This is a genomic window from Frankia sp. CcWB3 (assembly GCF_977927595.1).
This window is the reverse complement of sequence record NZ_CDWRCK010000024.1, coordinates 1-26,503: the sequence shown is the minus strand read 5'-3', so window position 1 is coordinate 26,503 and position 26,503 is coordinate 1. Positions and strand designations below refer to the sequence as shown.

23 protein-coding genes are annotated in these 26,503 nt (G+C 70.4%); 4 read left to right on the top strand and 19 right to left on the bottom strand.

The genetic code is table 11. From position 1 onward, the window contains the following. Window positions 1–339: 339 nt before the first annotated feature. Window positions 340–1,602, bottom strand: a complete 1,263-nt coding sequence (locus ACY5KJ_RS03715) for a deoxyguanosinetriphosphate triphosphohydrolase (protein ID WP_462186683.1) — start codon at window positions 1,600–1,602, stop codon at window positions 340–342. Between the two features lie 95 nt (window positions 1,603–1,697). On the opposite strand from ACY5KJ_RS03715, the gene ACY5KJ_RS03710 reads away from it, so the two are divergent. Together ACY5KJ_RS03710 and ACY5KJ_RS03705 are read left to right on the top strand one after the other, a co-directional pair. Then, complete coding sequence (locus ACY5KJ_RS03710) at window positions 1,698–1,853, top strand: hypothetical protein (protein ID WP_462186682.1); 156 nt, start codon at window positions 1,698–1,700, stop codon at window positions 1,851–1,853. Between the two features lie 40 nt (window positions 1,854–1,893). Continuing rightward, window positions 1,894–2,433: a PH domain-containing protein gene (locus ACY5KJ_RS03705; protein ID WP_462202797.1), complete on the top strand. Its 540-nt coding sequence runs from the start codon at window positions 1,894–1,896 to the stop codon at window positions 2,431–2,433. Between the two features lie 228 nt (window positions 2,434–2,661). Here the strand turns inward: ACY5KJ_RS03705 and ACY5KJ_RS03700 are convergent, their stop codons facing one another. The 16 genes from ACY5KJ_RS03700 to hemW form a co-directional block, all read right to left on the bottom strand. Further along, a complete protein-coding gene (locus ACY5KJ_RS03700; protein ID WP_462202796.1) occupies window positions 2,662–4,536 on the bottom strand; it encodes a transketolase in 1,875 nt (624 codons plus the stop codon). 237 nt (window positions 4,537–4,773) lie between these two features. Continuing rightward, window positions 4,774–5,460: a YdcF family protein gene (locus ACY5KJ_RS03695; RefSeq protein ID WP_462186696.1), complete on the bottom strand. Its 687-nt coding sequence runs from the start codon at window positions 5,458–5,460 to the stop codon at window positions 4,774–4,776. A gap of 124 nt (window positions 5,461–5,584) precedes the next feature. Then, window positions 5,585–8,305, bottom strand: coding sequence for a pyruvate, phosphate dikinase (gene ppdK / locus ACY5KJ_RS03690; protein ID WP_462202795.1), 2,721 nt, complete (start codon window positions 8,303–8,305; stop codon window positions 5,585–5,587). A gap of 76 nt (window positions 8,306–8,381) precedes the next feature. Then, window positions 8,382–11,435, bottom strand: a complete 3,054-nt coding sequence (locus tag ACY5KJ_RS03685) for a glycine--tRNA ligase (protein ID WP_462202794.1) — start codon at window positions 11,433–11,435, stop codon at window positions 8,382–8,384. A gap of 286 nt (window positions 11,436–11,721) precedes the next feature. Next, complete coding sequence (locus ACY5KJ_RS03680; protein ID WP_462187702.1) at window positions 11,722–12,165, bottom strand: antibiotic biosynthesis monooxygenase; 444 nt, start codon at window positions 12,163–12,165, stop codon at window positions 11,722–11,724. A 41-nt stretch (window positions 12,166–12,206) separates the two neighbouring features. Then, the gene (locus tag ACY5KJ_RS03675) at window positions 12,207–13,004 is read right to left on the bottom strand and encodes an isoprenyl transferase (RefSeq protein ID WP_462187700.1); all 798 of its coding nucleotides are present in this window, start codon (window positions 13,002–13,004) and stop codon (window positions 12,207–12,209) included. A 287-nt stretch (window positions 13,005–13,291) separates the two neighbouring features. Beyond that, entirely contained in the window at window positions 13,292–14,023 is a 732-nt protein-coding gene (gene recO / locus ACY5KJ_RS03670) for a DNA repair protein RecO (protein ID WP_462187699.1), read from the bottom strand. A 194-nt stretch (window positions 14,024–14,217) separates the two neighbouring features. After that, the gene (gene era / locus ACY5KJ_RS03665) at window positions 14,218–15,141 is read right to left on the bottom strand and encodes a GTPase Era (protein ID WP_462187698.1); all 924 of its coding nucleotides are present in this window, start codon (window positions 15,139–15,141) and stop codon (window positions 14,218–14,220) included. A gap of 1 nt (window position 15,142) precedes the next feature. After that, complete coding sequence (locus tag ACY5KJ_RS03660; RefSeq protein WP_462187697.1) at window positions 15,143–15,568, bottom strand: cytidine deaminase; 426 nt, start codon at window positions 15,566–15,568, stop codon at window positions 15,143–15,145. Then, window positions 15,565–16,929, bottom strand: coding sequence for a hemolysin family protein (locus ACY5KJ_RS03655; protein WP_462202793.1), 1,365 nt, complete (start codon window positions 16,927–16,929; stop codon window positions 15,565–15,567). Before ACY5KJ_RS03655 ends, ACY5KJ_RS03660 begins: the two co-directional genes overlap by 4 nt. Window positions 16,930–16,949: 20 nt before the next feature. Continuing rightward, complete coding sequence (gene ybeY, locus ACY5KJ_RS03650) at window positions 16,950–17,528, bottom strand: rRNA maturation RNase YbeY (protein WP_462188099.1); 579 nt, start codon at window positions 17,526–17,528, stop codon at window positions 16,950–16,952. A gap of 28 nt (window positions 17,529–17,556) precedes the next feature. Continuing rightward, window positions 17,557–18,594 carry a PhoH family protein gene (locus ACY5KJ_RS03645; protein ID WP_462188098.1) on the bottom strand — a complete coding sequence of 346 codons (1,038 nt, stop codon included), beginning with the start codon at window positions 18,592–18,594 and terminating at the stop codon, window positions 17,557–17,559. A gap of 151 nt (window positions 18,595–18,745) precedes the next feature. After that, window positions 18,746–19,456 carry a 16S rRNA (uracil(1498)-N(3))-methyltransferase gene (locus tag ACY5KJ_RS03640; RefSeq protein ID WP_462188097.1) on the bottom strand — a complete coding sequence of 237 codons (711 nt, stop codon included), beginning with the start codon at window positions 19,454–19,456 and terminating at the stop codon, window positions 18,746–18,748. Between the two features lie 123 nt (window positions 19,457–19,579). Next, complete coding sequence (gene dnaJ / locus ACY5KJ_RS03635; protein WP_462202792.1) at window positions 19,580–20,722, bottom strand: molecular chaperone DnaJ; 1,143 nt, start codon at window positions 20,720–20,722, stop codon at window positions 19,580–19,582. After that, window positions 20,722–21,741, bottom strand: coding sequence for a heat-inducible transcriptional repressor HrcA (gene hrcA / locus ACY5KJ_RS03630; protein WP_462188094.1), 1,020 nt, complete (start codon window positions 21,739–21,741; stop codon window positions 20,722–20,724). The genes dnaJ and hrcA overlap by 1 nt, the downstream gene beginning before the upstream one ends. A 254-nt stretch (window positions 21,742–21,995) precedes the next feature. Further along, window positions 21,996–23,231 (bottom strand): radical SAM family heme chaperone HemW, encoded by a 1,236-nt coding sequence (gene hemW, locus ACY5KJ_RS03625; protein WP_462188093.1) that lies wholly within the window; start codon window positions 23,229–23,231, stop codon window positions 21,996–21,998. A gap of 225 nt (window positions 23,232–23,456) precedes the next feature. On the opposite strand from hemW, the gene ACY5KJ_RS03620 reads away from it, so the two are divergent. Then, on the top strand, window positions 23,457–23,621 hold the full coding sequence (locus ACY5KJ_RS03620) for a hypothetical protein (RefSeq protein ID WP_462188092.1): 165 nt from the start codon (window positions 23,457–23,459) through the stop codon (window positions 23,619–23,621). Between the two features lie 52 nt (window positions 23,622–23,673). On the opposite strand, the gene lepA is transcribed toward ACY5KJ_RS03620, so the two are convergent. Beyond that, window positions 23,674–25,518 carry a translation elongation factor 4 gene (gene lepA, locus ACY5KJ_RS03615; RefSeq protein WP_462188091.1) on the bottom strand — a complete coding sequence of 615 codons (1,845 nt, stop codon included), beginning with the start codon at window positions 25,516–25,518 and terminating at the stop codon, window positions 23,674–23,676. Between the two features lie 275 nt (window positions 25,519–25,793). Here lepA and rpsT point away from each other — a divergent pair, with 275 nt between their 5' ends. Next, window positions 25,794–26,063, top strand: coding sequence for a 30S ribosomal protein S20 (gene rpsT / locus ACY5KJ_RS03610; RefSeq protein WP_462188090.1), 270 nt, complete (start codon window positions 25,794–25,796; stop codon window positions 26,061–26,063). A gap of 79 nt (window positions 26,064–26,142) precedes the next feature. On the opposite strand, the gene ACY5KJ_RS03605 is transcribed toward rpsT, so the two are convergent. Then, on the bottom strand, window positions 26,143–26,503 hold a 361-nt coding region (locus tag ACY5KJ_RS03605; RefSeq protein WP_462202791.1), incomplete at its 5' end, for a hypothetical protein.

Genomic DNA, 26,503 nt, shown 5'->3' with positions numbered 1-26,503 from the left:
ATGCTAGGAACACCACCCGCCGGCCCACCCGCCCTGTCGACGAGTGACGCGGCGCCCTCACATCGGTCCTACCGCTGCGATGGTACGTGTCGTAAGCACGACAGTACCGATCATGCCACGTGAATGTTGGGGACGGTGGCCGTGACGTGCGTGCCGAGCTGCGACGTCGGGCCGCGGGCCGCGCACCGGCTCACTCCCCCATCCGAGGGAGCGGGTGTCCCCCCGAACGGGGGAACACCCGAAACACCGTTGGGCCATCGGGCCAGCGGCGGACGCCCACCGGACCCACCACACACGGATCCGGCACGCACCGGACCCCCCGCACACCGGACTCGTGGCTCACAGGACCCACGGCGCCGGTCGTCCACACAGCAGCGCATGCCGCCGCTCGGCGCTGGCGTCGGTCAGACGCGCCACCTGGTCGATGACGACCCGTAGCCGTGCCGCATCGTCGGCGGCCATGCGGTAGGCCGCGCGCAACGACGGCTCGAGCACGTCCGGCGCGCCCCGGGAGAGCATCGCCACGAGCTCCGCGACCACCTCCCGCTGCCGGGACTGCCGGGCGCGGGCACCCGGCCGCTCCATCACATACCAGGCGGTGACCCCCTTGAGCGCCGTGCACTCGGCCACGGTGTCCGGATCCACCACCAGATCCGCGCCATAGCGCCGCAGCGGACCGTCGGGATGGCACACCCGGGTGGCACGGACCGCGCTGTGCGCGAACCGGGCGATGAGCTCGCTGGTCATCGCCCGCAGGGCGGCCTGGCCCCGGGCCGAGGTGATCTCGGAGCGGACCCACCAGGGCTGGCACCGCAGGGTGCCCAGGGCGGCCGCCACCGCCTCGGCGGACGGCCCCGGGTAGCGGACGGCGGTCGCGGCGGCGAGCTCCGCCCGGCGGCCGGAATCGTCGAGGGCGGCTAGATCGATGTGTCCGGCGACGACCCCGTCCTCGAGGTCGTGCACCGAATAGGCCACGTCGTCCGCCCAGTCCATGATCTGCGTCTCGATACAGCGCCGGCCGGCCGGTGCGCCCTCCCGGACCCAGCGGAGCACGGACAGGTCGTCGGCGTAGGCGCCGAACTTCGCGCTGTCCGCCCGGGGCCCAGGGCGGCGCGGCCACGGGTACTTCGTCGCTGCGTCCAGGGTCGCCCGGGTAAGGTTCAGGCCCGCGCTGCGACCGCCACGGTCGACGATCTTGACTTCGAGCCTGGTCAGCTCGCGCAGGCTCTGGGCGTTGCCCTCGAAGCCACCGCAGGCGGCTGCGGCCTCGTCAAGCGCCAGCTCGCCGTTATGCCCGAAAGGGGGATGACCCAGATCATGTGCGAGGCACGCCGCCTCGACCAGGTCGGGGTCCGCTCCCAGCTCCTCGGCGAGCTCCCGGCCCACCTGGGCGGTCTCCAGGGAGTGGGTCAGCCGGGTACGCGGGAAGTCGTCGTCGAGCGGGCCCACGACCTGGGTTTTTCCCGCCAGCCTGCGCAGCGCGCTGGAGTGCAGCACCCGGGCTCGGTCCCGGGCGAAGGGACGGCGCTGGGCCGGTGTGGCCTTCGGGCGTTCCACGACCCGACGGGCCGCGTCCAAGGTGTCATACCACTCACTGACCACGAGCTTGAGAGTATCGGCGCGATTCCGCGACCTCCGTCGAGCTCAGCGGCGATACTTTGTGCGCACCCTTCCCCGAATCGGCCCGGAGGCCCGCCGTGGACAAGATCATTAGATATGGGGCGATCGCGTTCCTCATCTTCTTCGTGGTGACCGCGCCCAACAGCGCGGCCAGTATCATCGACCGCGTCTTCGACTGGCTGCAGTCCATCGGTAACGGGGTGTCCCAGTTCGTAACCGATACCGCTCTGTAATGGCTACCCGGCCACTCTTGATGTCTGGGACACTGCGGGCGTGGTGAGACTCCAGCTTCCGGACCCGGCTCAGCGCGACACCAAGTACCTCGCGTCCCAGGAACGCCTGGTGATGATGGTGCGGTCACACTGGGCGGTCCTGCTACCTGTCTTCCTGCAGACCATCGGGGCCGTACTGCTCGCGCTCGTGGCGAACATCCTGCTCGCCTCGCAGGACGTTGACGCCGGCATCATCACCACGCTGCTGTGGTACTTCGCCCTCTTCATGATCTTGAGGATGCTGTGGGGGGTCGTCGATTGGCAGTTCGAGCACCTTATGATCACTGACAAGCGACTACTGAAGGTGTCCGGGATCTTCTTCCGCAAGGTCCAGACGATGCCACTGTCCAAGATCACGGATCTCACGTACAACCGGGACCCGCTTGGCCGGTTGCTCGGGTACGGCGAGTTCGTCGTGGAGTCCGCCGGCCAGGACCAGGCACTTTCCAAGATCAAGTTTCTGCCGCGCCCGGACCGACTCTACCTCACCCTGGTCGACATGACCTTCGGTGGAGCACCCGCCCCAGCCGGAGACGACTGACGGACGGCCCGCGGGACCGGGCCCGACGGGTTGGCGCAGGCCTGACCGGGTGCCCTGACCGGGTGCGAGGTACCCGTCGCCGGACGTCCCCACCGATCCTGCTCATGCTCACGCCTGGTCAGGCATGCGACAACGACGAAGGCGGGACCGGGGGATCTCCCCCGGTCCCGCCGGATGTCAGCCTTGTGCCTTCCCCCGCCCGCCGGCCGGCCGCTGGCCCTGGACGGGTCAGCGCAGCAGGCCGCGGGCAGCCTCGACGATGTGCTTCGCGGAGATGCCGGCCGCGTCCAAGAGCTCCTGCGACGCCCCGGAACCCGGCAGCGACCGCACCGCAAGATGACGGACCGACAGCGGCACGCTGCCGTCGCTGAGCGATTCCAGCACCGCGCTGGCCAGTCCGCCCTCCGGGTAGTGATCCTCGGTGACGACGATGCGCCCGCCGGTGGCCCGGGCGGCGTCGGCGAGCGTCGCCGCGTCGACCGGCTTCACGGAATACAGGTCGACCACGCGGGCCGCGATCCCCTCGGCCGCGAGCGTGCCCGCCGCGGCCAGCGACTCGTGCAGGGTGACACCGGCACCGATGAGCGTGACGGTGTCGGCGTCCGATCGGCGGAGCACCTTGGAACCACCGGGGGCAAACGGCTCGTCCGGGCCATAGAGCACGGGGTAGGCGCCACGGGTGGTGCGCAGGTAGCTGACCCCGGGCAGATCCGTCATCGCCTCGACGAGCTTCGCGGCGGACGTCGCGTCGCTCGGGTAGAGCACCGTCGAGCCGCCGACCGCCCGCATCATGGCGAGGTCCTCGAGCGCCATCTGCGACGGCCCGTCGGCGCCGATCTCGACTCCCGCGTGGCTGCCGGACAGCCGGATGTCGGCCTGGGAGATCGCCGCCATCCGGATGAAGTCGTAGGCCCGGGAGAAGAACGCCGCGAACGTGGAGGCGAAGGGCACGTAGCCACGCACCGACAGCCCGACCGCCGCCGCGACGAGCTGCTGCTCGGCGATGAAGATCTCGAAGAAGCGGTCCGGATAGATCTTGGCGAAGTCCTCGGAGTAGGTCGAGTTGCTGACCTCCGCGTCGAGCGCCACCACGTCGGTGCGGGCTCCGAGCGCGGCGAGCGCCTGGCCGTAGGCGCGCCGAGTCGCCACCTTGGCGCCGAGATCGTAGGTGGGCAGCGTGATGGCGGGCCGCTCGACCGGCGCCGGTCGGGGAAGGTCCGCGGGCGGCACCGGACCGCGAACCCGCAGGTCACGCAGGCCGCCGAGCTCGGCGATGGCGCGGTCGGCCATGTCGGCGGGGAACGGCTTGCCGTGCCAGCCCTCGACGTCCGCGGCCTCGGAGAAGCCCTCGCCCTTGCGGGTGCGGGCGAGGATGACGGTCGGCCGGGTGACGTCCTCGGCGTCGGCGAGCACCGCGTCGATCGCGGCGATGTCGTGGCCGTCGACGACGACCGCGCGGGCGCCGAAGGACTCCACCCGCTTGGCGTAGGTGTCGAGGTCCCAGCCGAGCTCGGTCGGGCCGCGCTGGCCGAGCCGGTTGACGTCGACGATCGCGATGAGGTTGGAGAGGTTGTAGTAGGAGGCCTTGTCCAGTGCCTCCCAGACCGAGCCCTCCGCCATCTCGCTGTCACCGCAGATCACCCAGACTCGGTAGGGCACTTTGTCCAGGTACTTACCGGCGAGCGCGACGCCCACGCCGTCGGGCAGGCCCTGCCCGAGCGACCCGGTCGCGACGTCGACCCACGGCAGGACAGGCGTCGGGTGGCCCTGGAGCCGCTCGCCGAAACGGCGGTAACCATTGATCAACTCGTCGTCACCGACGACCCCGACCGCCTTGAAGATGGAGTAGATCAGCGGGGAGGCGTGCCCCTTCGAAAAGATCAGATGATCGTTCGCCGGGTCCACCGGGTTGTCCCAGTCGTATCGAAGGTGGCGCGCGACGAGAACCGCCAGCACGTCCGCGGCCGACATCGACGAGGTGGGATGCCCGGAACCCGCCGAGGTGCTGCTGCGCACCGAGTCGACCCGCAGCTGCTGCGCGAGTTCCCGAACCGTCTCCAGGTCGGCCGTCCCGACCGTGCTCTCGGATACGGGAGTTGCCACACCAGTCTCCTTACAGTGTCGTTCCACACCCGGAAGGTAATCTCCGGAGGGTTCTCTCGCGCCTCGGGCAGCCGACTCCGCCGCTTTGCCTCACTACCACGTGTCGCACTACCCCCTCACCCGGCGATCCGAACCGTATCAGCGGCGGCCGGCGGCAAAGAGGGCCGAAGCGGGCCTTGATATGTCAGAGGCGTCACGGGTTCGTATCCGCTGCTGCTGACGAGCGTCGACCCGGTGTCAGACGGCCCGGGTGGTCACCGAAGGTGGTGATGCCTGGCGGAAGAGCTGATACCACCGGTAACCAATCCCCTCACGGATGATGTACCGGACCTGCGTGCCGAAGCCGTGGACGGCCGGCCCCCGGTCGGCCGGGGAGGTGACGGCGTCGACACCGAGGTCACGGGCCATCGTCCGGGAACGCAGGCTGTGCCAGGGAGCGGTGACCAGCACGGCGGTGTGCCAGTGCCGCGAGTTCATCAACCCGGCTACGGCGGTCAGCGACCCGAGCGTGTTCGAACCCTCGGGGAGGACGAGCACCCGGCTCGGGGGGATACCCCGCTGCCGCCGATAGGTCGCGCTGGCCTCGCCCTCGGTGTAACGGTCGCCCGGCTGCTTCCCACCGACCGTGATCACCTGAGGGGCGGCTCCCTCCCGGTAGAGCTCCAGCACGTGGTCGAGACGAGCGGCGAGGACCGCCGAGGGACGCCCGTCGTACTGCGAGGCACCGAGCACCACGAGGACGTCGGACCGGGGCCGATGATCCTCCCTGCCCACCCACCAGACCTGCAAAAACGTCACCACGGCGAGAACCATGATGCCGAGGAGGACAGCCGCCACCGCCCGCATCATCCAACGCCACCATGGCACGCGGTGCCAGGTCGCGCGAAACGGGTTGACGATGAGACGAGGACGGGACAGGCCCACGCGAACGAACAGTAGCGTCCCTATGGGCACACGACCGACATCATAGGGCAACTGCCCCGTTCATCCGCCCAACCCCGATCGGGATTCCAGCCCGGAAAGGGCAGGGAACGGGCCGGGCGGAAACTCACCCGACCGCCGACCGGCCGAGAACCGCGGCACGCCCGGCCTCCAGCCGGGCCACCGGCACCCGGAACGGCGAACAGGAAACGTAGTCGAGCTCGAGTTCGGCGAAGAAGTGCACGGAATCGGGATCGCCGCCGTGCTCGCCACAGACGCCGAGGCCGAGATCGGGCCGGGCGCCCCGCCCGGCCCGGACCGCCGTCCTCATCAGAGCGCCCACCCCGTCGCGGTCCACCGACGCGAACGGCGACCCGGCCAGGATGCCAAGGTCGAGATAGCGCGGCAGCAACGATGCCTCGACGTCATCCCGGGAGAAACCCCAGAGCAGCTGGGTGAGGTCGTTGGTGCCGAACGAGAAGAACTCGGCGCGGCGGGCGATCTGGTCCGCGGTGAGCGCCGCCCGCGGAACCTCGATCATCGTGCCGATCGGCAGGTCGATCTCCAAGCCGCTCTCGGCGCCGACCTCGGCTAGTACCCCGCGCACCCGGTCCCGGACGGCATCCAGCTCCGCCGCGGTGGAGATGAACGGAATCATGATCTCGGGACGGGGATCACCGCCCACGCGGCGGCAGCGCACCAGCGCCTCGGCGATCGCCCGCGCCTGCAGTTCCACCAGCCCCGGGACGGTGAGAGCGAGTCGGACGCCGCGGCGACCCAGCATCGGGTTGGTCTCGTGCATGCCCCGCAGGACCGCCAGCCTCGCCCGGTCGGCGTCGTCGACCGGGCTTCCGGCGGCGTCCGCGGCGGCGATCGACACGGACAGCTCGGTGAGGTCCGGGAGGAACTCGTGCAACGGCGGATCGAGCAGCCGAACCGTGACGGGCAGACCGTCCATCGCGGTGAAGATCTCGACGAAATCCTCCCGTTGCGGGGGAAGCAGCCGGCTGAGCGCCTCGGTCCGCTCGGCCGGCGTTCCCGCGAGGATCATCTGCTCGACCAGGGCACGACGGTCCCCGAGGAACATGTGCTCGGTGCGGCACAGCCCGATACCCGCGGCGCCGAACCGGCGGGCCCGCGCGGCGTCCGGCCCGGTGTCGGCATTCGCGCGGACCCGCAGCCGGCGGGACCGGTCGGCGTGCCGCATCAGCCGATCCACGGCGGCGACCAGGTCCCCGCCCGGCCGGGGATGGTCGAGGCGGCCGGAATGGCCGGCATGGTCGGGATGGCCGGCCTCGAAGTACTCGACGACCGGTGACGGGACGAGCGGTACGGGACCGGGGTATACCGCGCCGGTGGTCCCGTCGATGGAGAGGATGTCCCCCTCCCGCACGACCACGCCCCGCCCAGTGGTGAGGCGGCGACCGGCGGGATCGACCTCGATCTCCTCGGCCCCGCACACGCAGGTCCGGCCCAATCCTCTGGCGACGACGGCGGCATGCGACGTCCGGCCGCCCCGGGAGGTCAGGGTTCCGCGCGCCGCGAGCATGCCCGCGAGGTCGTCGGGGTTCGTCTCGCGGCGGACGAGGATGACCGGTCGGCCCTCGGCCGCCACCCGCACCGCCTCGGCGGCGTCGAAGACGGCCTCCCCCACCGCAGCCCCGGGCGCGGCGTTCACTCCCGTCGCGATCGGGGCGGGGCGGGCCGTGTCGTCGAAGCGCGGGAACATCAGGGTGGCGAGCTGGTCGCCGCTCACCCGGCACAGCGCCTCGTCATCGTCGATGACACCGCATTCGGCGAGCGTGGCGGCGATCCGGAAGGCCGCCGCGGCAGTGCGTTTGCCGACGCGGGTCTGCAGGATCCACAACCTGCCATGTTCGATCGTGAACTCGATGTCGCACAGGTCCCGGTAGTGCTTCTCCAAGCGCATCATGATCTCGCGCAGTTCGGTGAAGGATGCCGGGTCGATCCGCTCCAGCTCGGCGAGGGGAACCGGGTTACGGATCCCGGCCACCACATCCTCGCCCTGGGCATTGGGCAGATAGTCTCCGTACACGCCGGGTTCCCCGTTGCCCGGGTCCCGGGTGAAGGCCACCCCGGTGCCCGAGTCCGTTCCAAGGTTGCCGAACACCATCGCGACGACGCTCACTGCCGTCCCGAGATCGTCCGGAATGCGCTCGGTACGGCGGTACAGCCGGGCCCGCGGCCCGTTCCAGGAGTCGAACACCGCTCGGATCGCGAGATCCAGCTGCTCACGGGGATCCTGGGGGAAGGGACGGCCGGTGCGCTCGAGCACGATCCGCTGGTAGGTCGCGACGAGCGCCCGCAGGTCGTTCTCGTCGAGGTCGAGGTCGCTGCTGGTGCCCTTGGCCCGCTTCGCCGCCTCGAGAGCCGCGTCGAACGACGACTCGCCGACGCCGAGGACGGTCCGGCCGAACATGGCCAGCAGCCGGCGGTAGGAGTCCCAGGCGAACCGCGGCGAACCCGACTGCTCGGCCAGGCCCAAGACGGCCTGGTCGGTCAGGCCGATGTTCAGGATGGTGTCCATCATCCCGGGCATGGAGAACTTCGCGCCGGAACGCACCGACACCAGCAGCGGATCGTCGGCCTGGCCGAGCCGCCGTCCCCGGGCGGTCTCCAGAGCGGCAAGATGATGATCGATCTCCACCCGTAGCCCGACCGGTTCGCCGCCGGCAAGGTACTCCCGGCACGCCTGGGTGCTGATGGTGAACCCGGGCGGGACGGGCAGGCCGAGATTCGTCATCTCGGCGAGGTTCGCGCCCTTACCGCCGAGAAGATCCTTCATATCCTTGTTGCCCTGGTGGAAGCCATACACGTAGCGCGCCATGGTCGTCCCTTCCGCCCCGGAGTGATACCCAGACGCTAACCCGTGGTAACGGTATGCGCAGTCAGAATGCCCATGATCAGTAACCGGAAGCGGGCAGCGAGCCGAGAGCCTCCCAGTCGAGAGCTCCGGCCGTCAGGTCCCGGATCCAGGCCAGCAGACCGAGCCGCGCCGCCCGCACCGCCGGGTCGTCGGCCATCACCATCACCGCGTCGAAGAACGCGTCGACGGCGGCCGGCAGGTCTCCGGCTGCGGCGACCAGCTCATCGAGGGAGATCACTCCGGCCGGCGTCTCCGCGGTGACAGCCGAATCGGCGCCGGAGGGCGCGAGCCGCTGGGCGAGGGCTGTCACGACCTCCAGCAGGTCGATCTCGGCGGGTTCGGTGAGGCGCTGCGCGTCGAGCACCGCCGGGGTCCCGGCCGGCACGATCCGGCGGACCCGCTGCAACGCGGCGGCCAGGGCGGCGAAGCCGGCGGCGGGTGCGGACTCCCCCTGGACGAGCTGCCGCAGTGTCACCAAGGTGGCGGCCGCGCGGGCCGGCGTGCCGGTGAGCGGCCCGACTGCGCCGACCAAGCGGTGGTCCACCCCGGCGTCGAGTAGTTGCTGGACGTAGCGGCCACGGACGAACGCCCCGGCGGCCTCGAGCGCCTCGGCGGGCACCGGCACCGGGGTAAGCCGGGCAGCACGGGCCAGCGCGCCGGTGACGGTGAGGCCGGCGAGCTCGGGCCGGCTGCCCAGGATCGCGGCGACCCCGAGCGCGGCCCGGCGCAACCCGAACGGATCCGAACTCCCCGTGGGAGCCGCGTCGAGCGCGAACAGCCCGACAAGCAGATCGAGCCGGTCGGCGAGGGCCAGCAGGCCACCGGGGGCGGTAGCGGGCAGCTGATCACCGGCCCGGCGAGGCAGCTCCATCTCAAAGAGGGCGACGGCGACCGCCTCGGGCTCACCGGCCCGGCGGGCATACTCCCGCGCCATCGTGCCGGCGAGGCTCGACAGCTCGATGACCATCTGGGTGGCCAGATCGAACTTGGCGAGCGCGGCCGCCCGGTCCAGGGTGGCCCGGTCGTCCTCACCGAGGCCGATCTCCTCGGCGAGGTCACGCGCCAGCGCCGCGATGCGGTCGGCCCGGTCCGCGACGGAGCCGAGCCGCTGCTCGAACGTCAGCTTCGCGAGCTCCGCCCGGAACGTCTCGGGCGGCACCGTGACGTCGGCGTCGTAGAAGAACGCGGCGTCGGTGAACCGGGCCCGGATGACCTCCTCCTTGCCGGCGCGGACCAGCGCCTGGTCGACCTCGCCATCGGCGACGGCGACGAACGACGGCAGCAGCCGCCCGGCGGCGTCACGCACCGGCAGGTATCGCTGGTGCTTGCGCATGACGGTGGTGAGGATCTCCGCCGGCAGGTCCAGAAAGCGTTCCTCGAAGGACCCGAGGATCGGGCGCGGGAACTCGACGAGGTTCGCCACCTCGGTGAGCACGTCCGCCTCGGCGACGAGGTCGATGTGACCGCCGGAGTCCGCGGTGAGCTTGGCCGCCTCCTCGACGACGAGCTCGCGGCGAACTACCGGGTCGAGCAGGACCGAGCGGGCGGCGAGCAGTTCGGGGTAGCCGGACGCGCTCGGCACGTCGAGCGGCGGGGAGCCGGCCCGCCGGTGGCCGCGGGTGGTCCGACCGGCCGCGAGCGTCGACACCGCCACCGGCACCACGGCCTCGCCGAGCAGGGCGAGCAGCCAGCGCACCGGCCGGCTGAACGACAGGGCCGGATCGTTCCAACGCATATTGCGCTCCGCGCGCAGCCCCGCCACCAGCTCACCGAGCACCCCAGCCAGCACCCGGGCGGCGTCCCGGCCAGCCTCGGTGCGCACGAGCGCGACATGCTCGACACCGCGGTGGGTGACGACCTGGAGGCCGGCGGGATCCGCGCCCTGACCACGCGCGAACCCGACGGCGGCCTTCGTCGGCGCGCCGGCGGCGTCGTAGGCGGCCGAAACGCGCGGGCCGCGGACGACCCGCTCGACGTCCGGCTCCCGGGGCGCCACCTCGTCAACAATCGCCACGATGCGCCGGGGAGTGCCCAGCACCCGGACCGCACCGTGCGTGAGGCGGGTGGCCGCTAGCCGCTCGACGAGGCCGGCGCGCACCGCCTCGATGGTCCGGGTTACCTCGGCCGCCGGGAGCTCCTCCGTCCCGATCTCGAACAGCAGGGTGGCCGGCGCCTCGATCTGGGTGGTCACCGCGGCGGGCACCGCGGCCGGTGGCGGGGAGGCCACCCCGAGGGGATGGCCAAGCTCCTCGCGGCGGTCCCGCCACAGCGCCGCGACCTCCCGCGACAGTCCGCGCATCTGCGCGAAGGAGGTGGCCCGCTCGGTGGTGGAGACCGCGCCCCGGGAATCGAGGATGTTGAAGGCGTGCGAGCACTTCAGCACGTAGGAGTGCGCGGGGACGGGCAGCCGGGCGTCGATGAGCCGGCGGGCCTCGGCGGCATAGTCGGCGTAGAGCCGGCGCACGGTGTCGATGTCGGCGTCGTCGAGGTAGTACCGGGACATCTCGTACTCGGCCTGGCCGAACACCTCGCCGTAGGAGATGCCGGGGGCGTAAGCAATCTCGCTGAAGTGGCGGACGCCCTGCAGGGCCATGAGGATGCGTTCCACGCCATAGGTGATCTCGACACTGACGGTGTCGAGCGTCTGGCCACCGGCCTGCTGGAAGTAGGTGAACTGGGTGATCTCCAGGCCGTCGAGCCAGATCTCCCAGCCCAGGCCCCAGGCACCGAGCGCGGGCGAGGCCCAGTTGTCCTCGACGAACCGGACGTCGTGGGCGGCGGTGTCGATGCCGAGCGCCGCGAGACTGCCCAGGTAGAGCTCCTGGGAGTTGCCCGGGTCCGGTTTGAGGATGACCTGGAACTGGGTGTGGGTCTGCAGCCGGTTCGGATTGTGGCCGTAGCGGGAGTCGTCGGGACGGACCGAGGGTTCGGCGTACGCGACCCGCCACGGCTCCGGTCCGAGCACCCGCAGCACTGTGGCTGGGTTGAGCGTACCAGCGCCGACCTCGGTGTTGAACGGCTGCACGATCATGCAGCCGCGGTCGGTCCAGTAACGGGTCAGCGCCAGCAGCGCGTCCTGCATGGTCAACATCGAGCGAGCCTCGGCATTTCGCTGTCGCGGTCACGAGTGGGGCGGACACCCCGGTTCCGGGGACGGGACACCGGCCCGCCGGCGACCGGTGTCCGGAGAGAGCGGTCAGGCGGTCAGGGAGGGGACTGTCCAAGGGACATCGACACTCCGAATCCATGATTCACAGATCCATGATCCATGATCCATGATCCATAGATCTGCACATCATAGATCCACAACCCATAGATCGTAGATTCCATGATGCTGAGTCGAGGCTACCGGTACCCACCGGCAATCCCGCGGCTGGTCACGGCCGGCCGGTGCCCGGCGCACCGGCGGAGCGCGGCAGCTCGCCGGGGGCCGCGGTGCCGGCGTCCGGCGCACGGTCGGACCGATGGGTCCGCGCCGAACCACCCGGCCCGTCCACCGACACCAGCACCTCGAAGGTGCCGGGCCCGTCGACCGCGAAGACGAGCAGCGGCGTCAGCGCGTACCGCACCTCGAAGGCGGACAACGCGCGACGCCACGCACCCGGCCCGTCCCACTCGGTGGTCATCAGCCACGAGCCGGGTTCGTCGGGCGCCTGGGCGATCCGCCCACCACGGAATCCCGGGGCCCGGGCGAGCGCGTCGAGCGCCGGGCGTGCCGCCGCGGCGAACCCCGCCCCGCCCGGGCTGGCGTCCCCGGGCACGGCGAAGGCGATCTGGGCAACGACCGGAGCACCGGCCGTCGGCGCCGCCCAGTCGGGCACGGTGGAAGCGTCTGGTCCAGTCGGAACGTCGGGCCCGGGCATCAGACGTGGTGGGCGACGGTTCCGCCGTAGCGCCGGTCCCGTCGGGCGAAGTCCTCACAGGCGGACCACAGATCGCGCCGGTCGAAGTCCGGCCAGAGCGTCTCGACGAACGAGAACTCGGCATAGGCGGCCTGCCAGAGCAGGAAGTTGCTGAGCCGCTGTTCCCCGGAAGTCCGAATGACGAGGTCCAGATCGGGCATATCGGGCTCGTCCAGGTAGCGGCCGATGGTCGCCTCATCGATCCGATCGACGCGCAGCCGGCCCTCCCGCACGTCCCGGGCGATCGCCGCCGCGGCATCGGCGATCTCGGCCCGGCCGCCGTAGTTCACGCACATCACCAGGGTGAGCCGGTCGTTGTCACGGGTACGTTCCTCGGACGACTCCAGTCGCCTGATCACGTTCCCCCACAGCCGGGGACGACGACCCGCCCAGCGAACCCGCACACCGAGCGCGTGCATGTCCTCGATGCGCCGGCCGAACACCCCGTCGGTGAAGCGCATCAGGAACGCCACCTCGTCCGGTGACCGTTTCCAGTTCTCCGTGGAGAAGGCGAACACCGACAACCATCGGACCCCGAGCTCGATCGCGCCCTCGACGCAGTCGAACAGGGCGTCCTCGCCGGCCTCGTGCCCCTTTGTCCGCGCCAGCCCGCGCCTCTTCGCCCACCGTCCGTTGCCGTCCATGACGATGCCCACATGCCGCGGGACGAGACGCGACGGCAGAACCGGAGGCCGCGCGCCGGAGGGATGGGGATGCGGATCGCGGAACCGCATCCCCACATCATTACGCAGTGCCACCGCCTACCTCCCCGTACCCGTCCGGGGCGGCTTCAAGCCGCAATCCGTCCTGCCGATCCCTGCCATCACCACATCGTCCCCCCGTCGGCGCCGGGTCGCGCCGGACGCACCCACCACCGCTTTCCGCCTCACCATGTCCGTCCTCGTCCTTCCGCCACGGCCCGCTCGCCGCCGTCCCGCTCCCATGGTCCCGTTCCCCGGCGGTCGCACCCAGGCCGCCTAGCCCGCCTCCCCGGGACGACCGTCCCAGCGCACGCGCGAGACCTCCACCACGGCGCCCGGCCGCGTCACGCCCTCTCCAGATGAGGCAGCGCGCGAAGCCCGCGTTCGAGATGCCACTGGAGATAGGCGGCGACGATGCCACCGGCCTCCCGCCGGGCGCGGGCGTCACTGACCAGTGCACCGTCCCAGTCACCGCACAACAGATCCGCGAGCAGCCGCACCGCACCCGCGGACACCGACGCCGCACCGTGCGGGCGACATTGCGGGCACACTACGCCGCCGCCCGACACGGACAACGACAGGTGCAGCCCAGGCCCACCGCAGCGCGCGCAGTCGTCTAGGGCCATCCCATACCCGGACACCGCGAGCGCCCGCAGCAGGAACGCGTCGAGGACGAGCGCGGGTGGGCGCTCCCCGCCGGCGAGCGTACGCAGACCACCGACGAGCAGGAGGAACAGCCGCAGGGCGGGCTGGCGTTCCTCGCTGGTCAACCGCTCGGCGGTCTCGAGCATCACCGCGGCCGCGGTGTACCTCGGGTAGTCGACGGCGATCGTGGCGCCGTAGGGAGAGATGATGTCCGCCTGGGTGACCGTGTCCAGCGCCCGGCCGGAATGCAGCAGCAGATCGACGTACGTGCCCGGCTCCAGCCGCGACCCGAACCGCGAGGACGTCTTGCGGACACCCTTGGCGACGGCCCGCACCCGACCGGTCCGACGGGTGAGCACGGTAATGATGCGGTCGGCCTCGGCGAGGGGGGCCGTGCGCAGGACGACACCTTCGTCGCGATACACCGGCACCCGCCCATGGTTGCACGGCCCCGAGTTCATGCGGTGAAGCGAGGTCGCCCGGCAGATGGCCGGTACCAGCCGGGATGTTCTCCTGAGGAGCCCGCCGGGCATCCCGTTCCCATAGCCGGGGGTAGGTACGGCAGTACATGGCGGCATGGACGCGGCATGGACGGTGCCCCGGTGGGGCCCGGCGGCGAGCCGGCTCAGAACCCCAGGCGACGCAGCTGACGCGGATCGCGCTGCCAGTCCTTGGCGACCTTGACATGTAGATCGAGGAAGACCGGGGTGCCGAGGAGCGCCTCGATCTGGGTACGGGCGCGGGAACCGACCTCCTTGAGGCGGGATCCACTGGTCCCGATGACAATCGCCTTCTGGCTGGGCCGCTCGACGAAGACGTTCACCCGGACGTCGAGGAGAGGACGCTGCGCCGGCCTGCCCTCCCGGGGGACCATCTCCTCCACCACGACGGCGAGCGAGTGCGGCAACTCGTCGCGGACCCCCTCCAACGCGGCCTCACGGACGAGTTCGGCGACCATCACCTGTTCCGGTTCGTCGGTCAGCTCCCCACCGGGATACAGCGCAGGCCCGGCGGGCAGCCGGGCGACGAGCACGTCGGCGAGCACGTCGACCTGGTAGGAGCGCACCGCGCTGACTGGAACGATGTCACTGAACTCGCCGAGCCCGGCGATCTCGAGCAGGCGGGCGCCGATCCGATCGGGATCGGCGACCCGGTCTGTCTTGGTGAGGATGGCGACCACCGGGGTGCGCTTGGGCAGCCGGGACAGCTCCTCGGCGATGAAGCGGTCCCCCCGGCCGACCGGCTCGTCCGCGGGCATGCAGAAACCGACGACGTCAACCCCGGACAGCGTGGCCCGCACCACGTCATTGAGCCGCTGCCCGAGCAGCGTGCGCGGCCGGTGCAACCCCGGGGTGTCGACCAGGACGAGCTGGGCGTCGTCGCGGTGGACGATGCCGCGGATGGCGTGCCGAGTGGTCTGTGGTCGCCCGCTGGTGATGGCGACCTTCGTCCCTACCAGCGCGTTCGTCAGCGTCGACTTGCCGGCGTTGGGCCGTCCGACGAGGCAGGCGAAGCCGGCCCGGAACGGCACCGAGGTCGTTGTCGACACGCTAGGTGGTCACCCTGGTCCGGGCGACGCCGTCCGGGCCGGCGAGGAACACCGGGATCCCGGCGCCGAACTCGGCCAACGTCGCCAGGTCGGCGCGGTCGAGCTCGTCCTTCTGCGTGACCACCGCGGCAGCTTCGAACCGGCGGGCGCCACTGGACACCGCGGCGGCCACCGCCGCGCGCAGCGCCGAGATCGCTAGCTCGGCCCGGCCCAGGCCGAGAGTCGCCGCCGCGTAGGTGCGACCGTCGGTGTCACGCAGCGCCGCCCCCTCCGCAGGGTCGCCCGAGGGGGCGTAGGCACGCAGCCGCGCCGCCCTGGCCAGCACCACGAGCTTCGCGTCCTCGGCGGCGAGGTCGAGAGCCGGGGCGCCGTCGGCCGAGTTGCCATCGGCAGGCACGGTCCCCGACCGGGTCACGTCGGCGGTCACGAATTCACCTTTCGGTCCGACGACGAGCTGCGCACGGGTTCGCCGCCGTCGTCGGATCGGGGAGGCGGCGAGCCGTCGTCGCCGTTCGACGGATGCGGCAACCGCTGGACGACCACGGTGCCGATCTGGTTACGCCGGCCGGCGGCCCGTTCCGCCGACAGCCGCAACCCGCCGACCGTGACCGTCGCACCCGGGATGGGCACCCGTCCCAGGGCCGTGGCCAGCAGGCCACCGACGGTGAGGGTGTCGTCCGCGCCGGGCAGGTCGTCCACATCGAAGTGGAACAGCTTCGCCAGATCGTCGATGTCGAGCCGGGCGGTTACCCGCGCGGTGTCAGCGTCGATCCACTCCACCGGCGGAACCTCGTTGTCGTACTCGTCGGTGATCTCACCGACGATCTCCTCGAGGATGTCCTCGATGGTGACGAGTCCGGCCGTTCCACCGTACTCGTCGATGACGATCGCCATGTGGGTGCGCGACGCCTGCATCTCGCGGAGCAGGTCGTCCGCGGGCTTACTCTCGGGCACAAGCGCGGGCGAACGCATGATCTCAGCGATCGCACCGTCCTCGCCCCCCTCGCGTTCCCGGCGGACCATGTCCTTGAGGAAGGCGATCCCCACCACGTCGTCGACGCTCTCCCCGATGACGGGGATCCGCGAGAAGCCGCTGCGCAGGGCCAGCGCGAGGGCCTGCCGGACGGTCTTCGTCGACTCGATGAAGAGCATGTCCGGACGCGGCACCATCACCTCGCGCACCAGGGTGTCCCCGAGCTCGAACACCGACGCGATCATGTCGCGTTCCTCGCGCTCGATGACCTCGTTCTCCTCGGCGAGGTCGACGAGATCGCGCAGCTCGGCCTCGGAGGCGAAGGGACCATCCCGGAAACCAGGGCCGGGGGTGACCGCGTTGCCGAACGCGATCAGCAGCCGGGGCAACGGCCCGAAGATCCGCGCCAACCGGACCGTGAGACCGGCGCTGGCCAACGCCACCGCGGGGGCGTGCTGGCGGCCCAGAGTACGGGACATCACCCCGACGAGGATGTAGGCGACCAGGGTCGAGGCCAGCGTCCCGAGGCCGATCGCGGCGAACCCGGCCCCGTAGGCGTGCACGAACAGCACCGTGATACAGGCCGCGGCGAGCATCTCCGCGACGATGCGCAGGAGCAGCAGCAGCGCGAGGTAGCGGCCCGGATCGGCCACGACGGTCGCCAGGTTCCGGGCACCGGCCCGGCCCTGGCGGGAGAAGCCCTCGACCGTCACCCGGGAGACCCGGGTCAGGGCCGCGTCGATGCCGCCGAGACCCGCCGCGGCAAGCGAGCCCATCACGGCGATGAAGACGAGAAAAAGATCACCGGAACTCATGCGGACCCCCTTGTGCCGGGTCAGCATGCGGGCGCGGCAGGGGGCTCTCCGGCGCCACCGCCACGGCCCTGGTCACTACGGCGGCCCTCGCCGCCGCCCGCGGCATCGCGGGCGGCGTCCGCGTCGCCGGGGGCCCGCACCGCGCCGTCCCACGACGCGAGCAGCTGGCTCTGTACCTTCCACATCTCACGTTCCTCGTCCGGCTCGGCGTGGTCGTAGCCGAGCAGGTGCAGGATGCCGTGGGTGCACAGCAGGGACAGCTCGCGATCGAAGGAGTGACCGGCCTGCTCCGCCTGCCGCCGCGCGACGTCCGGGCACAGCACGACGTCGCCGAGCAGGGTGGTCGGATCGTCGTCGACCGACTCCGACCACGAGGCGTCGAAGGCGTCGTCCTGCGGGAAGGACAGGACGTCGGTCGGGCCCTCCTCCCCCATGTACCGGACGTGCAGATCGGTCATAGCCTTCGGCTCCACCAGCATCACCGAGAGCTCGGCGAGCGGGTTCACCTTCATGGCGTCGAGCACGAACCGGGCGAGCGCGGCCAGCCTCACCTCGTCGACGTCACTCGCGCCCGACTCGTTGGCAACGAATACGGCCATCAGCGGTCCTCTCCGACCGCGGCGACGGTCACCGTCGGTCCCGACGGGCAGACCGGGCCGGAGCGGGTGGCGGCGCGCTGGCCGCGTCCCAGCGGGCGTAAGCGTCGACGATCTCGCTCACGAGCCGGTGCCGAACCACATCGGAGCTGGTCAGGGATGCAAAATGGACGTCGTCGAGGCCGTCGAGGATCTCCCGGACCACCCGCAGCCCGCTGCGGGTGCCGCTGGGGAGGTCGACCTGGGTCACGTCCCCAGTAACAACGATCTTCGCGCCGAAGCCGAGCCGGGTGAGGAACATCTTCATCTGTTCCGGCGAGGTGTTCTGGGCTTCGTCGAGGATGATGAAGGCGTCGTTCAACGTCCGGCCGCGCATGTAGGCCAGTGGGGCCACCTCGATCGTGCCGCTCTGCATCAGCCGCGGGATCGAGTCCGGATCGATCATGTCATGCAGCGCGTCGTAGAGCGGCCGCAGGTAAGGATCGATCTTCTCGTACAGGGTCCCCGGCAGGAACCCGAGGCGTTCCCCCGCCTCGACCGCGGGGCGGGTCAGAATGATCCGGTTCACCTTCTTGGCCTGCAACGCCTGAACGGCCTTCGCCATGGCGAGGTAGGTCTTGCCGGTGCCGGCCGGCCCGATCCCGAAAACGATGGTGTGCTGGTCGATCGCGTCGACGTACCGCTTCTGGTTCAGCGTCTTCGGCCGGATCGTCCGGCCCCGGCTGGAGAGGATGTTGAGGGTGAGAACCTCGGCCGGCCGCTCCTCGGCGCCGCTGCGCAGCATCGCCAGCGAATGGTCGACATGCTGCGGGCTGAGCTCCGTCCCGGCGTCGAGCAGCGCGATGAGCTCGGCGAACAACCTGGCAGCGAGCTCGTTCTCAGCCGGAGCGCCGGTGATGGTGATCTCGTTGCCACGCACATGGATATCCGAGGAGAAAGCCTTCTCGACGGTACGGAGCAGCTGATCCTGGTGACCGAGCAGACTCACCATGCTGTGCGGACCGGGTACGACAATGCGCGTCTGGACCCTGGTGTCGGGCGCGACGGGTGGCGTAACGGATTCGGGCATAAAGAGCGGCCAGCGAGGCCGGGGCACCTCTCAGGATTGATGATCGCGGTAGGCGGCGCGGCGCGGACAGCCGACACCGGGACAGAACCCCTCCAGCCGGAGGGGCCGCCCAGCGAGGCGGACCACGGGCGCTACCTGGCCAGTCTATCCATCACCGCGCCGGGCCGTCCCAACGACCGAGGTCCGCGAACACGACCGCCGCGGCCACGACGCCGGCGGTGGATGTGCGCAGCACCGTCAAACCGAGCCGCGACACAATCGCTCCGGCCTCACCCAGCGTGGCCAGTTCCGGCTCGGACACCCCTCCCTCGGGGCCCACGACGAGCACCAGCTCCGCCGCCGAGGCGGTCGGGCCCACCCGCTCCGGCACCTCAACCGAGCGGACCAGTCCAACCGAGCGGGCCAGTCCGACCAACGGGATGGTCGCCTCCTCGTGCAGGACGACGGCAAGCGCCGCCGCCCGCACCCGCTCGACAACCTCCTTCAGGCCGGCCAGCTCGCCCACCACTGGCCAGTGCAGTCGGTGGGACTGCTTCGACGCCTCCTCCGCGGCTCTGACCCAGCGTTCCCGGGCCCGCACGCCACGGACATCCTCCCAACGGGCCACGGACCGGGCCGCCGACCACGGCACGATCTCGTCGACACCGACCTCGGTCAGCATCTCCACCGCCCGCTCGCCCCGATCCCCCTTGGCAAGGGCCTGCACGACAACCAGCCGGGGGCTCGGGGCCCCGGCGGCGGCCCGGCGCCGGACGGCGCAGTCGATCTCATCCCGCCGGACGGCGACGACCTCGCACTCCACCGCATGGCCAAGACCGTCGGTCACGTCGACCGGTTCCCCCGGCCGCAGCCGGCGCACCATGGCCGCATGGCGACCCTCCGGACCAGCGAGGGTGAACGAGTCCGCGATCGGCAGCGGCGACAGCCGGAACAGGGCGCTGGTCAGGATGCATCCTCTCCGCAGCGGTCACGGCCGACGACCGGGCTAACGGCCGCGGCGCGTGCCCCGCCGCCGGAACAGCCCCGCCGCGCCGCCGTCGGAGGATCCGCCCACGACGGCCGGCGCCTCCTCGTCGCGCAGCTTCGCCAACTCCCGCAGCAACCGCTCCTGCTCGCCGTCCAGCTTCGTCGGAGTCTCGACGTTGATGTGGATGTGCAGATGACCGCGCCCGGCGGCCCGCAGATGCGGAACCCCGCGCCCGGCGAGCTTGATGACCTCACCGGGCTGGGTGCCGGGCTTCACGGCGATGGTCTCGGTGCCGTCGAGGGTCTCCAGCGTGGCGGAGGTGCCGAGCGCCGCCGAGGTCATCGGCAGCGGCAGCTCACAGTGCAGATCGTCGCCCTCCCGGGTGAAGACCGGGTGCTGCTTCTCGGAGACCTCGACGTAAAGGTCACCGGGCGGCCCGCCGCCGGGCCCGACCTCGCCCTCGCCCGACAGCCGGATGCGCATGCCGTCCTCGACCCCGGAGGGGATCTTCACGGTGAGCGTCCGGCGCTTGCGTACCCGGCCGTCGCCGCCGCAGTCCCGGCAGGGATGCTCGATCACGGTGCCAGTACCCGAACACCGCGGACAAGGCCGGGAGGTCACCATCTGGCCGAGGAAGGAACGGGTGACCTGCTGGACCTCGCCCCGCCCGCCGCAGGTACCGCAGGTCGACGGGTGCGTGCCGGGAGCCGCACCGGCGCCGGTACACGTCGAGCACACCGCCGCCGTGTCCACGGTGATCTCGCGCGTGGCGCCGAACGCGGTCTCGGACAGGTCGAGCTCGATACGCAGCAGCGCGTCGTTGCCGCGCCGGACCCGGGACCGGGGCCCACGGCTCGACCCGCCGCCGAAGAAGGCGTCCATGATGTCACCAAGGCCGCCGAAACCGGCGCCGAACGGCGAACCACCACCGCCGCCGCCGCCGGGCGCGAGCGGATCGCCGCCCAGGTCGACGATCTGGCGCTTCTCCGGATCGGAGAGCACCTCGTACGCGGCCGTGACGCCCCGGAATCGCTGCTGCGCATCCGGATCTGGATTGACGTCCGGATGCAGCTCACGGGCCAGTTTGCGGTAGGCCCGCTTGATCTCGTCGTTCGACGCTTCCCGGCGTACGCCCAGAACGGCGTAATAATCCACTGCCATCAGTCGGCACCCAAGAGTTCACCCACATATTTGGCGACGGCCCGGACGGCCGCCATCGTCCCCGGATAGTCCATGCGCATCGGGCCGACCACCCCCATCCCACCCAGCGCGAAGGGACCACGACCGTATCCCGTGGCCACCACCGCGGTGGACCGGAGGGCGTCCACATCCGTTTCGCGACCGATCCGTACGGTTACAGTACCGGTCTCCCGCGCCGAGCCGATGAGCTTCATCAGCACGACCTGTTCTTCCAATGCCTCAAGTATCGACCGCAACGAGTCGGCGAAGTCGACCGGGGACCGCGTGAGATTCGCCGTCCCGGCCATCGCGATGCGCTCCTCCTGCGGCTCGACTAGCGACTCCAGCACGGCGCCGGCCATCGTGGTCAGGTAGGGGCGCAGCTCGGAGCGGGTGCTGTCGGGCAGGGCCGCGACGATGTCGGGGGCGTCGACCAAGCGCCGGCCGGCCAGCGCGCAGTTGAGCGCGGAACGCAGCTCGCCGGCGACCTCGTCGTCGATGGGTACGAGGCTGTCGACGATACGCTGCTCGACCCGCCCGGTGTCGGTGATGAGGACCATCAGCAGGCGGTACGGGCCGAGCGTGACAACCTCGATGTGCCGGATGCTGCTACTCGACAGGGAGGGGTACTGCACGACGGCCACCTGCCGGGTGAGCTGGGCGAGCAGCCGCACGGAGCGGCGCACCACGTCGTCCAGGTCGACGGCGCCCTCCAGGAAGCTCTGGATCGCCCGACGTTCAGCCCGGGACAGCGGCTTCACCCCGGACAACCGGTCCACGAACAACCGGTAGCCCTTGTCCGTCGGTATCCGTCCTGCGCTGGTATGGGGCTGTGTGATGTACCCCTCTTCCTCCAGGGCGGACATGTCGTTACGGACAGTAGCTGATGACACACCGAGGTTGTGCCGCTCCGCCAGCGCCTTGGAACCCACCGGCTCGTTGCTCAGCACAAAGTCCTCAACAATCGCCCGAAGGACTTCGAGCCGCCGATCCTCCAGCACGCGGTCGCACCCCCTTCACCAGGCGGAACGTGGCCGGGCCACGGTATGTACAGCGGCGGGCACCCAGCTTGGCACTCGGCCGCAGTGAGTGCCAAGTGTAGCCGCCTGCTCAGGTCGAAGCACAGAACATGAGCCGCCCCACGAATTACCGGTGAGGGCCCGGCGACGTCCTCATAACGAAACGAACACGCCGGTACCCAGGTTCCAGTCCCGCCCGATCGGGCCACCGGACGGCCGCCAGTCGGGCAGCGGCATCAGCCGGGCAGCAGGGCTCGCACGACCGTGTCGGTGAGCAGACGACCGCGACGGGTGAGACGCACCCGGCCGAACTCCAGGGCACCGGGTTCCACCAGGCCGGACTTCGCGAGCCCGGCGGCGGCCTCCCGGCCGGCCCCGTCCAGCTCACCGACGGCCAGTCCCTCGGCCAACCGGACGCCCAGCATGACCCGCTCGACCCTGCGGGCCTGCGCGTCGAGCTCCTCCCGGGCGGCCGCGGGACTGCGCCCGGCCCCCAGCCGGGCCGCGTACTCCGCCGGATGACGCACGTTCCACCATCGCACCCCGCCGACGTGGCTGTGCGCGCCCGGACCGATCCCCCACCAGTGATCTCCGCGCCAGTACCCCAGATTGTGCCGGCACCGGGTACCGGCCCCCCGCGACCAGTTGCTGACCTCGTAGCTGGTCAGGCCGGCCGCGCACAGAGCGTCATCGGCCTGCAGGTAGCGGTCGGCAAGCAGGTCGTCGTCGGGTTCGAGCAGCTCGCCCCGGCGGACCCGGCGGGACAGTTTCGTGCCCTCCTCAACCGTCAGCGCGTAGGCACTGACGTGGTCCGGGCCGAGCTGGATCGCCGCGTCCAGGCTCGCCGCCCAGTCCGCCTCCGACTCGCCCGGAGCCCCGTAGATGAGGTCCAGGCTGACCTGGTCAAAGCCGGCCTTGCGGGCCCAGCGCATCACCTCGGGCACGCGGCCGGGGGTGTGCCGCCGGTCCAGGGCGGCGAGGACGTGCGGACGGCTACTCTGCATGCCAAAGGAGATCCGGGTGTAACCGGCGGCGCGCAGCTGCTCCAGTTGCGCCGGATCCACCGACTCCGGATTCGCCTCGGTAGTGATCTCCGCGTCGGGCGCCAACCCGAACCCGTCGTCCAGGATCCGCAACAGCCGCCCGAGATCGTCAGCGGTCAACAGGGTCGGCGTGCCGCCACCGACGAAGACCGTGGAGATCACGAGCTCCTGCTCACCAAGCACGGTACGCGCGAGCCGGACCTCGCCAGTCGCGATGTCGACGAACGTCGTGAGGCCCACCGACGACACCAGTGCGCCGCCCAGGTCGGCCGCCGTGTAGGTGTTGAAGTCGCAGTAGCCGCAGCGCGCCGCACAGTAGGGCACATGCACGTAGACCCCGAACGGTCGCCGGGTCACCTCGGCCAGCGCGGCAGCCGGGAGGGCACCGTCGTCCGGCGGAGGCGAGCCGTCGGGAGGCTTTTGTGGCATGCCCCCAGTGTGCCCCCAACGTGTGCTCTCGCGGCAACGCTACGTTTGTCAACCGCGTCGGCGGGCCAAGGATGGCCACACGAGGACCACCTGGAGATAAGGCCGGAATACCCGCTTCAGCGAAGCTGGCCGAGTGTAATGACATTTTGTCATCGTTGGGCACAGAAGGGAAAATATGAGTGGTTCACCGTGGACCGATCGACGTCGGTGCGAAAAGATCCGGTCATGGACGACGACGCCAGGGCCGTTCTCGACGAGATCTTCGAACTGCTCCCACCCCGAACCACCGTGTACCGTTCCAGCGCCGCCGCCCCCGTCGCGGGCCTGTCGTTCTCCGAACCGGCCACCGAACCGATCCGTCTCCCGGCCACCCCCCTGCCGACCGGCTGAGCGGCCGAACAGGCAGATGGCGCCACGGTCCCGCGTCGGCCCCGCACCGGACTCACTTCACCGCCGGCTTGCCGGTGTCCGTGGACAGCGCCGCGATGAAGGCCTCCTGTGGCACCTCGACCCGACCGATCGTTTTCATCCGCTTCTTGCCCTCCTTCTGCTTCTCGAGCAGCTTGCGCTTGCGGGTGATGTCGCCGCCGTAGCACTTGCCGAGCACGTCCTTGCGGATGGCGCGGATGTTCTCCCGCGCGATGATCCGGCTGCCGATCGCCGCCTGGATCGGCACCTCGAACTGCTGACGCGGAATCAGCTCGCGCAGCTTGGTCGTCATGGACACGCCGTAAGCGTAGGCCTTCTCACGGTGCACGATCGCCGAGAAAGCATCGACGGTCTCCCCCTGCAACAGGATGTCGACCTTCACCAGATCGGCCAGCTGCTCCCCCGCCGGCTCGTAGTCGAGGCTGGCATAGCCCCGGGTCCTGGACTTCAGGGCGTCGAAGAAGTCGAAGATGATCTCACCGAGGGGCAACGTGTACTTGAGTTCCACCCGGTCGGTCGACAGATAGTCCATCCCCTTCAGGACGCCGCGCCGGCCCTGGCACAGTTCCATCACCGCCCCGACGAAGTCGGTCGGCAGCAGCAGCATCGCCTCGACGACGGGCTCGTACACCTCGGCGATCTTCCCACCCGGCCAGTCACTGGGATTGGTCACTGTGACCTCGGAAAGGTCCTCCATGACCACCCGGTAGACGACGTTCGGGGCCGTGGAGATGAGGGTGAGGTTGAACTCGCGCTCCAGCCGCTCCCGGACGATCTCCAGATGCAGCAGGCCCAGGAAGCCGCACCGGAATCCGAACCCCAGTGCCGCGGAGGTTTCCGGTTCGTAGGTCAGGGCGGCGTCGTTGAGCTGAAGCTTGTCGAGAGCCTCGCGCAGCGCGGGATACTCGCTGCCGTCGATCGGATACAGCCCGGAGTACACCATCGGCAACGGATCCCGATAGCCACCGAGCATCTCCGTCGCCGGCCGCCGGGTAGTGGTGATGGTGTCGCCGACCCGGGCCTGCCGGACGTCCTTGACCCCAGGGATGACGTAGCCGACCTCGCCGACCGACAGCGACCCGGTCGGATGGGGGTCCGGCGAGATGACACCTACCTCGAGGGTCTCGTGGCTCGCGCCGGTCGACATCATCAGACACCGGTCGCGGGTGGTCAGCGTGCCATCGACCACCCGTACATAGGTGATGACGCCGCGGTAGATGTCGTAGACGCTGTCGAAGATCATCGCACGAGCCGGACCGTCCGGATCGCCGACCGGGGCGGGCACCCGGCGCACGATCTCGTTGAGCAGCTCCGGCACCCCCTGGCCGGTCTTGCCGGACACGCGGAGCACCTCGCCCGGTTCGCAGCCGATAATCGTCGCGATCTCCTCGGCGTACTTCTCCGGCTGGGCCGCCGGAAGATCGATCTTGTTGAGTACCGGAACGATGGTCAGGTCGTTCTCAATCGCCAGGTACAGGTTCGCCAGAGTCTGCGCTTCGATGCCCTGGGCCGCGTCGACCAGCAGCACCGCGCCCTCGCAGGCCGCGAGCGAACGGCTCACCTCGTAACTGAAGTCAACGTGGCCCGGCGTGTCGATGAGATGCAGGATGTAGTCCCGACCATCGTCGGCCCGCCATGGCAGGCGCACGTTCTGGGCCTTGATGGTGATCCCGCGCTCACGCTCGATGTCCATGCGGTCGAGGTACTGCGCGCGCATGTTGCGCGCCTCCACGACACCGGTCACACCAAGCATCCGATCGGCAAGGGTCGACTTGCCGTGGTCGATGTGGGCGATGATGCAGAAGTTGCGGATCATCGCCGGGTCGGCGCCGGGCGCCAGGTGCGGGGCTGTGGACACGCGGAGAGTTCTCGTTTCGCTCGCGGTGATCACGGTGGAGCCGCCCGTGCCGAGATCTGGGTCGACCACCTTCATCGTGCCAGGAGCCGCGCGCGCCGGTGCGCCGGTGCGCCGGCGCGCGGGGGTTTGATAATCTGAGTGCCGTCCGTGACGGGCCGCATCGTCGTCGTGACGGGCCGTATCGTCGTCCGGTCATGATCTGCTCGCCATTCCGTGCGGCGCGTACTATAACGTGTCCGCACCACCCCGACTCGACAAATCAGAGGTTCTCCCGCGTGGCCAACATCAAGTCGCAGATCAAGCGCAACCTCACCAACGAGAAGCGGCGGCTGCGCAACAAGGCTGTGAAGTCGGAACTCAAGACGCACGTGCGTCGCTTCCGCGACGCCGTGGAGGCCGGTGACGTCGAGCGCGCCGACGAGACGCTGCGGATCGCGTCCCGCAAGCTGGACAAGGCCGTCAGCAAGGGTGTCATTCACGCCAACCAGGCCGCCAACAAGAAGTCGGCGCTGGCTCGCGCGCATGCCGACTTGGCCGCCAGCTGAGTCGTCTTCCTCCAGCCGGGGCGCCGCAGGCGTCCCGGCCTTTCCGCGTGTCCACCCGCCGGTCAGGCCTCTCGTCCGGTCAGAGCCCGCTGCACGGCGTGGAACGGGCTCCGGGCTGCAGTGGGGCCGGTTCCGCCGAGACGTCGTCCGGCCGGATCAGCCGCTCAAGCACCTCGTGATAGGCAACCATCGCGCCGACGGTCAGCGGGAGGACACCGACCACCCAGGCGCTCGCAAGATCACCGAGTGCAATCACCACCGTGACCAGCCCAGTCACGATCATGAGCAGTCCCCGCATCCGGCCCGCAGGTAGCACCCGCAGGCCGAACCAGCCGCCCGGCGGCGGGGCGTCAGGGTCGACGGCCGGCTGGGGAGCCACGACGAGGCCGGCACCGGCTCCCGGACCGTCGGTCATCCCCGGCTCCCGGCCGCCCGGGCCC

Bases quoted from the DNA above. Each gene is read 5' to 3' on its own strand.
- ppdK (WP_462202795.1), bottom strand. From the start codon at position 8,305: ATGGCGCGCTACGTGTATGGCTTCCACCAGGGCAACAAGGATATGAAG.
- ACY5KJ_RS03685 (WP_462202794.1), bottom strand. From the start codon at position 11,435: ATGTTGACCATGCAGGACGCGCTGCTGGCGCTGACCCGTTACTGGACC.
- ACY5KJ_RS03655 (WP_462202793.1), bottom strand. From the start codon at position 16,929: ATGAGTTCCGGTGATCTTTTTCTCGTCTTCATCGCCGTGATGGGCTCG.
- ybeY (WP_462188099.1), bottom strand. From the start codon at position 17,528: ATGGCCGTATTCGTTGCCAACGAGTCGGGCGCGAGTGACGTCGACGAG.
- ACY5KJ_RS03645 (WP_462188098.1), bottom strand. From the start codon at position 18,594: ATGCCCGAATCCGTTACGCCACCCGTCGCGCCCGACACCAGGGTCCAG.
- ACY5KJ_RS03640 (WP_462188097.1), bottom strand. From the start codon at position 19,456: ATGGTGCGCCGGCTGCGGCCGGGGGAACCGGTCGACGTGACCGACGGT.
- dnaJ (WP_462202792.1), bottom strand. From the start codon at position 20,722: ATGGCAGTGGATTATTACGCCGTTCTGGGCGTACGCCGGGAAGCGTCG.
- hemW (WP_462188093.1), bottom strand. From the start codon at position 23,231: ATGCCACAAAAGCCTCCCGACGGCTCGCCTCCGCCGGACGACGGTGCC.
- ACY5KJ_RS03620 (WP_462188092.1), top strand. From the start codon at position 23,457: ATGGACGACGACGCCAGGGCCGTTCTCGACGAGATCTTCGAACTGCTC.